The following is a 9,745-nucleotide window of genomic DNA, read 5'->3' on the forward strand; positions in this document are numbered from 1 at the left end:
GCCCTCATCTCCTACCTCGTCTCCGCCTACTACTCCGCCGCCGTCCTCGTCCCCGACGCCCTCGCCATCCTCGAAAACGCCGAAATCGGCCGGGAAACCCCGTGACCGTCACCGAGGAAACGGCGTCGGTGCAGCTCTCGCTGAGCGTCACCGCGGCGCGGACGCTGACCACCACGACCAAGACGCTGCCGCAGATGCGCGGCATCAGCACCCGCTGGCTGCTGTCCCGGCTGCCGTGGGTGGAGGTGCCCGCCGGTTCCTACCGGGTCAACCGGCGGCTCACCTACACCCTGGGCGACGGCAAGGTTTCCTTCTTCACCACCGGTGCCCGGGTCCAGGTGGTGCCCGCCGAGCTGACCGAGCTCGCGCTGCTGCGGGGTTTCGGCGACGAGACCGCGCTGGGTGCGCTGGCCGAAGCGTTCGAGCAACGCGAATACGAACCCGGAGACACCCTCTTCACCGCCGGCAGCCCGCTCGACACCCTGTTCCTCCTCGCCCACGGCAAGGTCACCCGCCACCGCACCGGCCCCTACGGCGACGACCTGCACGTGGGGACCGCCACCGACGGCGACCACTTCGGCGAGGAGCTCCTCGGCCCCGGCCCCGGCACGTGGTCCTTCACCGCCCGGGCCGCCACCCGGGTCGTCGCGCTCGTCCTGCCCGCCGCCGCCTACGCGCGGCTCAACGGCCGGTCGGAGGCCCTCCGGACGCACGTCGCCGAAGTGCTGGCCCGGCCGCGGAAACCGCAGAACACCAAGGGCGAAGCCGCCATCGACCTCGCCGCAGGCCACGACGGCGAGCCCCTCCTGCCCGGCACCTACGTCGACTACGACCCCTCGCCGCGCGAGTACGACCTGGCCGTCGCGCAGACCGTGCTGCGGGTCCACAACCGCGTCGCCGACCTCTACAACCAGCCGATGAACCAGCTCGAACAGCAGCTGCGGCTGACCGTGGAAGCGTTGCGGGAACGCCAGGAACACGAGCTGGTCAACAACACCGAGTTCGGGTTGCTGCACAACGCCGACCTCAAGCAGCGGATCACCACCCGCACCGGGCCGCCGACCCCGCTCGACCTGGACGACCTGCTCTGCCGCCGCCGCAAGACCCGGTTCTTCCTCGCCCACCCGCGGGCGATCGCGGCGTTCGGGCGGGAATGCACGCGCCGCCGGATCTACCCGGATACCGTTGTCCTGGACGGCAAACGCGTCACCGCCTGGCGTGGGGTGCCGATCCTGCCGTGTGACAAGCTCCCGGTGACCGCGGCGGGCACGACGTCCATCCTCGCCATGCGCACCGGCGAAGAGGACGCGGGCGTCGTCGGCCTCCGGCCCGAGTCGCTGCCCGACGAGTACCAGCCGGGTCTCAACGTCCGGTTCATGGGCACCGGCGACCGCGCGGTGACCTCGTACCTCGTCAGCGCGTACCACTCCGCGGCCGTCCTCGTCCCGGACGCGCTCGGCGCGCTCGACGACGTCCAGGTCGGTCTCTGATGACGGCCATGAGCACGCGCACCGCGGCCCGTCCGCTCGCCGACGTCCTCGCGTGGAGCAAGGGGCTCGTCGAGCCGGCGTTGCGGACGGCCGCCGAGCGGCTGCCGGAGGCGATGCGGCGGGTCGCCGCCTACCACTTCGGCTGGCAGGACGCCGACGGACGGCCGGCGGCCACCGACGGCGGCAAGGCACTGCGGCCGGCGTTGGTGCTGCTGTGCGCGGAAGCCGCGGGCGGGGCGGCGGCCGACGCGGTGCCCGCCGCCGTCGCGGTCGAGCTGGTGCACAACTTCTCGCTGCTGCACGACGACGTCATGGACGGCGACACGACCCGGCGCCACCGCGCGACGGCGTGGACGGTGTTCGGCACCGGGCCGGCGGTGCTGGCCGGGGACGCGCTGCTGAGCCTGGCGTTCGAGGTGCTGGCGCCGAGCGGGGCGGCGAACGCGAAGGTGCTCTCGGCCGCGACGCTGGCCCTGCTCGAAGGCCAGGCGGAGGACCTGGACTTCGAGCAGCGCGACGACGTCACCCCGGGCGAGTGCGTGCGGATGGCGGAGGGCAAGACCGCGGCCCTGCTGGGGGCGTCCTGCACGCTCGGGGCGGCCTCCGGAACGGCGGGCTTCGACGGGTTCGGCGCGTTCGGCCGCGCGGTGGGCCTGGCGTTCCAGCACATCGACGACCTGCTCGGCATCTGGGGCGACCCGGCCGTCACCGGCAAGCCGGTGTACTCGGACCTCCAGAACCGCAAGAAGTCCCTGCCGGTGGTGACGGCCCTGTGTTCGGGCACGCCGGCCGGCGCCGAGCTCGCCACGCTCTACGCCCGGCGCGAGCCCCTGGACGAGACCGAGCTGGCCCGCGCGGCTTCGCTCGTCGAGGCCGCGGGCGGCCGCCAGTGGAGCCAGGCCCAGGCGGACGCGTTGCGGGCCAAGGCCCTGCGCGACCTCACCACCGCCGCCCCGCCCTCCCGCGCCACCGCCGAACTCGCGTCCCTGGCCCGCCTCATCACCACCCGCACCCACTGAACGGGGCATCACGCGTGTCCGGAGGGGCATCACGCGTGATCAGGCGGGCATCACGTGTGATTGGCGGGGCATCAGCGCGATGCCCCACCAGTCACGCTTGATGCCTCTCTGGTCACGAGTGATGCCCCTGGGATCACGCGAGATGCGGGTTACTGGCCGGGGCGGGTTAGGCCGGATTTGTCGGCGTTGAGGCTCAGGATGTTCTTGTCCGTGTCCTGGAGGGCCTTGGTGACCTGCGGGGACGACGGGGATGTCGACAAGTCGATCAGGCGGATCGGGGCTTCCAGGCGGATCAGGGTCGGGACGTACTCGGCCTTGTCGACCTTCCAGCGGTCGCCGTCGCGGACGAAGCGGAAGCGGGCCGCCGCGCCCTCCTCCGTGTCGCCCTTGGGCTCGGAGTGGCGGGCGACGCTGTTGCCGAGCCCGTAGGCCACCCACTTGCCGCCGATCTTCTCGAACGGCTGGACCACGTGGGCGTGGTGGCCGACGATGAGGTCGACGTCGTCCGACGCCAGGATCTTCTTCGCCTGCGAACGTTGTTCGGCCGTCGGCTCGTGCTGATACTCGACACCCCAGTGCAGGCTGGCGATGACGACCTGCGCGCCGGCTTCGCGCGCCTTGCGCGCCGCCGCCAGCACGTCGTCGACGTCGATCTGGTTGGCCAGCCACGGTTTCCCGGCCGGCACCTTGATGCCGTTGAAGCCGAACGCGTACGACACCTGGGCGACCTTGACGCCGTGGACGTCGAGGATCAGCGGTTTCGCGGCCTCGGCCGCCGACCGCGCCGAGCCGGTGTGCTTGACGCCGACCGCGTCGAGCTTGTCCAGGGTGCGGGTGACGCCCTCGGCGCCCTGGTCGATCGTGTGGTTGGACGACGTCGAGCAGGTGTCGTAGCCGGTGTCCTTGATCGCGTCGGCGATCTCCGGCGGCGCGCTGAACGACGGGTACCCGCTGTACGGCCCGCCTTCCGGCGCCAGCGGCGTCTCGAGGTGGCAGATCCCGAAGTCGGCGCCGGAGATCAGCGGCTTGATCCCGGCCAGCAGCGGCCGGTAGTCGATCTTCCCGCCGCCGTCCGCCTCGGCCTGCTCGGTCAGCGCCGGGTGGATCAGGACGTCACCCGTGGCGACGACGCTGAACGACCCGCCGGGGGCGGCGGCACTGGACGAACCCGTCTCGGGAAACGGCGTCGGCGCCGGGCCCCGCTGCTGCGGCGGGCTGCTGCAAGCGGCCGCCAGGAGCGCAACGCCGGCGAGCGCGGCGACGCGGTGCTTCGTCATCGGTCCCCCTAACGTGGTCCGGCCATCCTGCCAGCCGGGCGAATCGGGCAGCGACACCCTCCGGGTCCACGCTTGAAACTTCCACCACAGTCGACAACACCGATCAGAACATTCGCACACGACAAAACCGGACAACGCGCAGGACAGGCGGGAAAAAATACGATAAATGAGGCCCATGCTTGCCACGATGCAACTACGCAGAGTAGGTCTCGCTCCGCTAACTGCGCCTTGACGCTGCACGAAAGGGTGTTTTGTAATACGAGTCACTCGGCGGCGCCCCGACGCGCCGCTCAACCCCGGCCTCCTTGGGAGCAACGATGTCCCCACACTCGCACAGGCTGCGTACCTGGAGCCTTGTTGGTTGTTGTTTGATTTCCGGCGCACTGCTGGCCTCCTGCTCTTCGGGCAAAGAGACCGCGGCGCCGCAGCAGCAGGCACCGGCCAACGGCAAGATCACCCTGTACTACCTGCAGAAACAGGGTGACCAGCAGTACTTCGTCGAGCAGGCCCAGGGCGCGCAGGAGAAGGCGAAGGAACTCGGCGTCGAGCTGAAGGTCGTCAACCTCGGCCAGGACGCGAACAAAGCGATCACCGAACTGGACGCCGCGGTCGCCCAGGGCGCCAACGGCGTCGCCATCGTCGTCCCCGACCAGGCCATCGGCCCGCAGGTGATCGACAAGGCCAAGAGCGCGGGCATCCCGCTGATCGCCTCGGACGACGTCATCAAGGACGGCACCGGCGCGAAGGCGCCGTTCGTCGGCTTCAACGGCAGCCAGATGGGTGAGAAGGTCGGCACCGAGGCCGGGAACCTGTTCAAGGCCGCCGGCTGGGCCGCCGCCGACACGAAGATCATCAGCGCGTACAAGCAGGACCTGACCGTCTGCACCGACCGCGTCAACGCCGCGAAGACGGCGTTCTCGAAGGCCGCGGGCGCGGACGTCCAGGTCATCGACGTCGGCACCGACAACTCGCCGGTCGACGCGCAGAACCGCTCCGGCGCCGTGATCGGCTCCAACCCGGGCGTCAAGCACTGGGTCGTCTGGGGCTGCAACGACGAGAACGAGACCGGTGTCGTGACCGCGCTGGCCAACTCCGGTGTGCAGGCGAACAACATCATCGGCGTCGGGCTGGGGGCCTACCTCGACTGCAAGGACTGGGCCGCCGGCAAGGACACCGGCAACAAGGCCGCGCTCTACATCTCCGGTGCCGAGGTCGGCCGCTCCGCGATCCAGGTGCTGGTCGACAAGGTGAAGAACGGCAAGGAACTGCCGGCGGAGACGATCGCCAAGACCACGATCGTCAACAAGGACAACTACAAGCAGGCCGGCGTCAACTGCACCTGACCGCCCCCTCGTGAGTGGTAAGGCGGGTTGGCACCCGCCTTACCACTCACGACCGCCGTACGGAAGGCGACCATGTCCAGTTCTCCTCCCGCGCTCGCCGTCGAGGGCATCGGCAAGCGCTTCTCCGGGGTCACCGCCCTCGACGACGTCTCGCTGGAGTTCCGCTCCGGCGAAGTACTGGCCCTGATGGGCGAGAACGGCGCCGGGAAGTCGACGCTGCTGCGCGTGCTGTCCGGCGACCAGGGCCCGGACGACGGCCGGCTGCTCCTGGACGGCACCGAAGTCGCCTTCGACACCCCGCGCGCGGCGATGGCCGCCGGGGTCCGCGTGATCTACCAGGAACCCGAGATCATCCCGCACGTTTCGGTGGCGGAGAACGTCTTCGTCGGCGAACTGCCGGCGAAGGCCCGGGTGTTCAGCCGGCGCACGCTCGCCAAGGCCACGCACGACGCGCTCGTCGAGTACGGCTTCGAGGGCGTGCTCAACCCCGCGACGCTCGGTGCCGCGCTCTCCCCCGCGCAACGCCAGCTCGTCGAGATCCTGCGCGTGCTCACCGCGGCCACGCCGCCGCGGGTGATCGCCTTCGACGAGCCGACGTCGTCGCTGTCGGAGCACGAGGTCGAGGCGCTCTTCCGGCTGATCGGGCGGCTGCGCGACAGCGGCGTCGCGGTCGTCTACGTCTCGCACCGGATGAAGGAGATCTTCCAGCTCGCCGACCGCGTCGCCGTGCTGCGCGACGGGAAGCTCGTCGGCGTCCAGCAGGCCGCGGAGACCGACGAAGCCGGCCTGGTCCGGATGATGATCGGCCGCGACCTGTCCGCGCTCGAGCGCCGCGTCACGCAGGACACCGGTGACGTGGTCCTGAAGCTCGACGACGTCACGACCGACGACGTCACCGGGATCTCGCTGCAGGTCCGCGCGGGCGAGGTCGTCTGCCTGGCGGGGCTGGTCGGCGCGGGACGCTCCGAGCTGGCCCGCGCGATCGTCGGCGACCTGCCGATCCGGTCCGGGACCGTCGAGCTCGACGGGAAACGCCTGCGCGCGCACAACCCCGGTGACGCCGTCAAAGCGGGCATCGGCTTCGCCCCCGAGGAGCGCAAGACGGACGCGCTGCTCATGCAGCGGTCCGTACGCGACAACGTCTCCATCGCCGTCCTGGACCGGCTTCGCCGCTTCCGGGTCGTGAAGCGGGCGAAGGAACGCGCGCTCGTCGAGGAGTACGTGCGCGAGCTTCGCGTGCGGACGCCGTCGATGGAGCAGGAAGTCCGCAAGCTCTCCGGCGGCAACCAGCAGAAGGCCGTCCTCGCGCGCTGGCTCGCGCGGCGGCCCAAGCTGCTGATCCTCGACGAGCCGACGCGCGGGGTCGACGTCGGCGCGAAGGCCGAGATCTACCGGATCATCGACGGCCTGGCCGCCGAGGGCATCGCGCTGCTGGTCATCTCCTCCGACCTGCCCGAGGTGCTGACGCTGGCCGACCGCATCCTCGTCATGCGCACCGGGCGGCTCGCGGGCGAGCTCGGCCGCGACGAAGCGACCGAGGAAGCCGTGCTGACCCTCGCCATCCCCGAAACCGAACCAGCCGTGGACGACGCCCAGGAGATCGGCGCATGAGTGAGCTTGCGAACGAATCGAATGACACCGCTGTAGCCGCGCCGAGCGTCAGCGAGGTCGGCGCATGAGCACCCCCACCAAGGAAACGTCGGCCCCTGCCGCCCCGCCGCAGCCGTCCGCCGCGCGACGGGTGCTCACCGGCATCGGCGTGCAGAACTCCAGCCTGATCATCACGCTCATCGCGCTGGTGATCCTGCTGAGCGTGCTGAACGAGAACTTCTTCCGCACCAACAACCTGCTGCTGATCGGCAGCGCGATCACCATCATGGGGCTGCTCGCCCTGGTGCAGACGCTGGTGATCATCCTCGGCGCGCTGGACATCTCGGTCGGCTCGATGGCCGGGCTGGCCTCGGTCGTCTCGGCGATGGTGTTCACCTCGACCGGCAACGCCGAGGTCGGCATCCTCGCCGCGGTCGGCGTCGGCATCCTCTGCGGCCTGGTCAACGGCATGATCATCATCTTCGGCCGGGTCAACCCGGTGGTCGCGACACTGGCCATGCTCGCCACCTACAAGGGCATCGCGCAGGTGATCTCCGACGGCAAGGCGCAGGGCTACACCGGCGGCGACGACCTGTTCATCTTCCTGGCCAAGGGCGCGATCGCGGGCCTGCCGTCGCTGGTGTGGGTGTTCCTGATCGTCGCGGCGCTGCTGCACTTCCTGCTCAAGTACACCGACATCGGCCGCAACGTCTACGCCATCGGCGGCAACGACACCGCCGCGCGGCTGGCCGGGATCAACATCAACCGGTACATCATCGGCGTGTACGCCCTCGTCGGCGTGGTCGCGGCGATCGCGGGCGTGCTGATCACCGCGCGCACCGGCTCCGGCCAGCCGACGTCCGGTTCGGAAGGCCTGGAACTGCAGGCCGTCACCGGCGCCGCGCTCGGCGGCACGATGCTCAAGGGCGGCCGCGGGTCGATCATCTCGACCGTGCTCGCGGTGGTCATCCTCGGCGTGCTCGACAACGGCATGTCCGGGCTGGGCATCAACCCGTTCTGGCAGAACGTCGCCCACGGCGCCCTGCTGGTGATCGCGGTCGTGCTGCAGCAGCTGCGCAGCGGGGAGCGGCGCGTCGGCCTGCCCGAGTAGCGGTGCGGAACCTCCACGCGCGCATCGTCGACGAACTGGGCCGGCTCATCGTCGAAGGCGTCCTCGGGGACGGGCAGCCGCTCGTCCCCGAGGAGCTCGGCCGCCGGTTTTCCGCGTCCCGCACGGTGGTCCGCGAGGCGCTGCGCGTGCTCGAATCCAAGGGCATGGTCACCGCGCGGCCGCGGGTCGGGACCTGGACGCTGCCACCCGAGGCGTGGGACGCGATCGACCCGGACGTCATCGCCTGGCGGGTCGGCGGTCCCGGCGGCCGCGAGCACCTGCGCGAGCTGCTGGAGCTGCGGCTGGCCATCGAGCCGCAGGCGGCGCGGATGGCGGCGCGGCACCGGCGGCCCGACGAGCTTTCGGCGATGGCGGCGGCCTACGCGCAGATGGCCGACGCCGAAGACACCGCGGCCTTCCGGGCTGCCGATGCACTGTTCCACGCGGCGCTGGTCCGCGCGTCGGGGAACACGTTGATCGCGCAGCTGCAGGTGCCGGTGGTGGCGGCGCTGCGGGCGCAGGGCGAACCGGCGGACACGCTCGTCGCGCATTCCCGGGTGCTCACGCTGGTGCTGGCGAAGAACGCCGACGGTGCCGAGTCCGCGTGCCGCCGGTTGCTGGAAACCGTTGCGGCGTACCGGTGATCGGTACCTTGACACGGTTACCGGGACGCGCTTCACTCGCTGCGGATGCCCGCCGCCATGAGTGTTGAGGAGGACGCTTTTCATGCGTTTCCCGGGAATTCGTGGTTTCGGCGTGCTCGCGGCCGCGGCGGTGGCGGGCGGTCTCTTGACCGCCCCGGTGGCGACCGCCGCGACCTGCACGATCTCCGACGAAATGGTGTCCGCGGGCAACTACTGGGTGGCCAACGGGACGAACCTCGACGCGCCGGACTGGCAGAACGCGACGTTCCACGTCGGCAACCTGGCACTGGTCCGGACCACCGGCCAGTCCAACCACAAGACCTACCCGTGGGCGCAGGCCAACTCCTACCTGCTGCCCTTCGACCCGAAACGCCCCTTCTTCCCGGACAACCAGGCGGCGGGCGAGGCATACCTGGATCTCTACACCTACTTCCACCCGGAGATCCCCCTGGACTCGATCCGCACGCGGATCCGCGACGAAGTGGCGTCCGTGCAGGAGGGACACCGCGACTACTGGAACTACGTCGACGCGCTGAACATGGCGATGCCGTCGTTCGCGCGGATGAGCCTGATCGACCACGATCCGTCCTATTTGGACGCGATGGACCAGCTCTTCCGGTCGTCGGAACGCAAGCTGTTCAGCGAGTTCACCGGCCTGTGGTACCGCGACGCGCGGTTCAAGGGTTCGGGCGTGTTCTGGTCCCGCGGCAACGGCTGGGCGCTGGCGGCCTTGACGAAGGTCCTCCAGGTCCTGCCGACCGACGACCCGCGACGGCCGGAGTACCTGCGCGTGTACAAGAAGATGGCCGCCAGGCTGGCTGCGGTCCAGCGGCGTGACGGGTTCTGGAACTCCGACCTGCTGAACCCGCGTGACCACGGCGGCCCGGAGGCCAGCGGCACGGCGTTCTTCGCCTTCGGCCTCGGCTGGGGCGTCAACGCGGGCGTCCTCGACGCGGCCCGGTTCCGCCCGGTGGTCGACAAGGCGTGGACGGCGCTGTCGACGAAGGCGCTGCAGCCCAGCGGCCTGGTGGGCTACGTCCAGCCGGTGGGCGACCGCCCCGCGACGGCGCACGCGACCGACACGGCGGCGTACGGCGTCGGTGCGTTCCTCCTGGCGGGCCAGCAGGTGGCGAAGCTGCAGGGCTGCTCGGCCGAGTAGTCGTGAGTGGTAAGGCGGGTCTGCTTCGAGCAGATCCGGACGCAGTGGCCTTCGGTGACGGCGGCGGTGACGATCAACGAAGCGGCCCTGCCGGGCGTCCAGCGCGCGTTGC

At 70.5% G+C, this 9,745-nt stretch carries 9 protein-coding genes; 8 read left to right on the forward strand and 1 reads right to left on the reverse strand.

The window, feature by feature from the left end; genetic code table 11:
* Positions 1 to 6 precede the first annotated feature (6 nt).
* The 3 genes from ACWEGE_RS46670 to ACWEGE_RS46680 are packed head-to-tail and all read left to right on the forward strand — an operon-like array spanning position 7 to position 2,509.
* Positions 7 to 105 carry a hypothetical protein gene (locus tag ACWEGE_RS46670; protein WP_449666969.1) on the forward strand — a complete coding sequence of 33 codons (99 nt, stop codon included), beginning with the start codon at positions 7 to 9 and terminating at the stop codon, positions 103 to 105.
* Positions 102 to 1,490: a family 2B encapsulin nanocompartment shell protein gene (locus tag ACWEGE_RS46675; protein ID WP_449666961.1), complete on the forward strand. Its 1,389-nt coding sequence runs from the start codon at positions 102 to 104 to the stop codon at positions 1,488 to 1,490. Before ACWEGE_RS46670 ends, ACWEGE_RS46675 begins: the two co-directional genes overlap by 4 nt.
* A complete protein-coding gene (locus ACWEGE_RS46680) occupies positions 1,490 to 2,509 on the forward strand; it encodes a family 2 encapsulin nanocompartment cargo protein polyprenyl transferase (RefSeq protein WP_449666962.1) in 1,020 nt (339 codons plus the stop codon). Before ACWEGE_RS46675 ends, ACWEGE_RS46680 begins: the two co-directional genes overlap by 1 nt.
* Positions 2,510 to 2,658: 149 nt before the next feature.
* On the opposite strand, the gene ACWEGE_RS46685 is transcribed toward ACWEGE_RS46680, so the two are convergent.
* Positions 2,659 to 3,786: a CapA family protein gene (locus ACWEGE_RS46685; protein ID WP_449666963.1), complete on the reverse strand. Its 1,128-nt coding sequence runs from the start codon at positions 3,784 to 3,786 to the stop codon at positions 2,659 to 2,661.
* Between the two features lie 368 nt (positions 3,787 to 4,154).
* Here ACWEGE_RS46685 and ACWEGE_RS46690 point away from each other — a divergent pair, with 368 nt between their 5' ends.
* From ACWEGE_RS46690 to ACWEGE_RS46710, 5 genes are all read left to right on the forward strand, one after another.
* The gene (locus tag ACWEGE_RS46690) at positions 4,155 to 5,129 is read left to right on the forward strand and encodes a substrate-binding domain-containing protein (protein ID WP_449666964.1); all 975 of its coding nucleotides are present in this window, start codon (positions 4,155 to 4,157) and stop codon (positions 5,127 to 5,129) included.
* A gap of 72 nt (positions 5,130 to 5,201) precedes the next feature.
* Complete coding sequence (locus ACWEGE_RS46695) at positions 5,202 to 6,740, forward strand: sugar ABC transporter ATP-binding protein (protein ID WP_449666965.1); 1,539 nt, start codon at positions 5,202 to 5,204, stop codon at positions 6,738 to 6,740.
* A gap of 64 nt (positions 6,741 to 6,804) precedes the next feature.
* Entirely contained in the window at positions 6,805 to 7,830 is a 1,026-nt protein-coding gene (locus tag ACWEGE_RS46700; RefSeq protein WP_449666966.1) for an ABC transporter permease, read from the forward strand.
* Positions 7,831 to 7,832: 2 nt separating this feature from the next.
* Positions 7,833 to 8,474 carry a FadR/GntR family transcriptional regulator gene (locus tag ACWEGE_RS46705; RefSeq protein WP_449666967.1) on the forward strand — a complete coding sequence of 214 codons (642 nt, stop codon included), beginning with the start codon at positions 7,833 to 7,835 and terminating at the stop codon, positions 8,472 to 8,474.
* Positions 8,475 to 8,556: 82 nt separating this feature from the next.
* A complete protein-coding gene (locus tag ACWEGE_RS46710; RefSeq protein WP_449666968.1) occupies positions 8,557 to 9,633 on the forward strand; it encodes a glycoside hydrolase family 88 protein in 1,077 nt (358 codons plus the stop codon).
* Positions 9,634 to 9,745 lie beyond the last annotated feature (112 nt).

This window comes from Amycolatopsis sp. NPDC004747 (assembly GCF_053601335.1).

Bases quoted from the DNA above. Each gene is read 5' to 3' on its own strand.
- ACWEGE_RS46700 (WP_449666966.1), top strand. From the start codon at position 6,805: ATGAGCACCCCCACCAAGGAAACGTCGGCCCCTGCCGCCCCGCCGCAG.
- ACWEGE_RS46695 (WP_449666965.1), top strand. From the start codon at position 5,202: ATGTCCAGTTCTCCTCCCGCGCTCGCCGTCGAGGGCATCGGCAAGCGC.
- ACWEGE_RS46685 (WP_449666963.1), bottom strand. From the start codon at position 3,786: ATGACGAAGCACCGCGTCGCCGCGCTCGCCGGCGTTGCGCTCCTGGCG.
- ACWEGE_RS46710 (WP_449666968.1), top strand. From the start codon at position 8,557: ATGCGTTTCCCGGGAATTCGTGGTTTCGGCGTGCTCGCGGCCGCGGCG.
- ACWEGE_RS46680 (WP_449666962.1), top strand. From the start codon at position 1,490: ATGACGGCCATGAGCACGCGCACCGCGGCCCGTCCGCTCGCCGACGTC.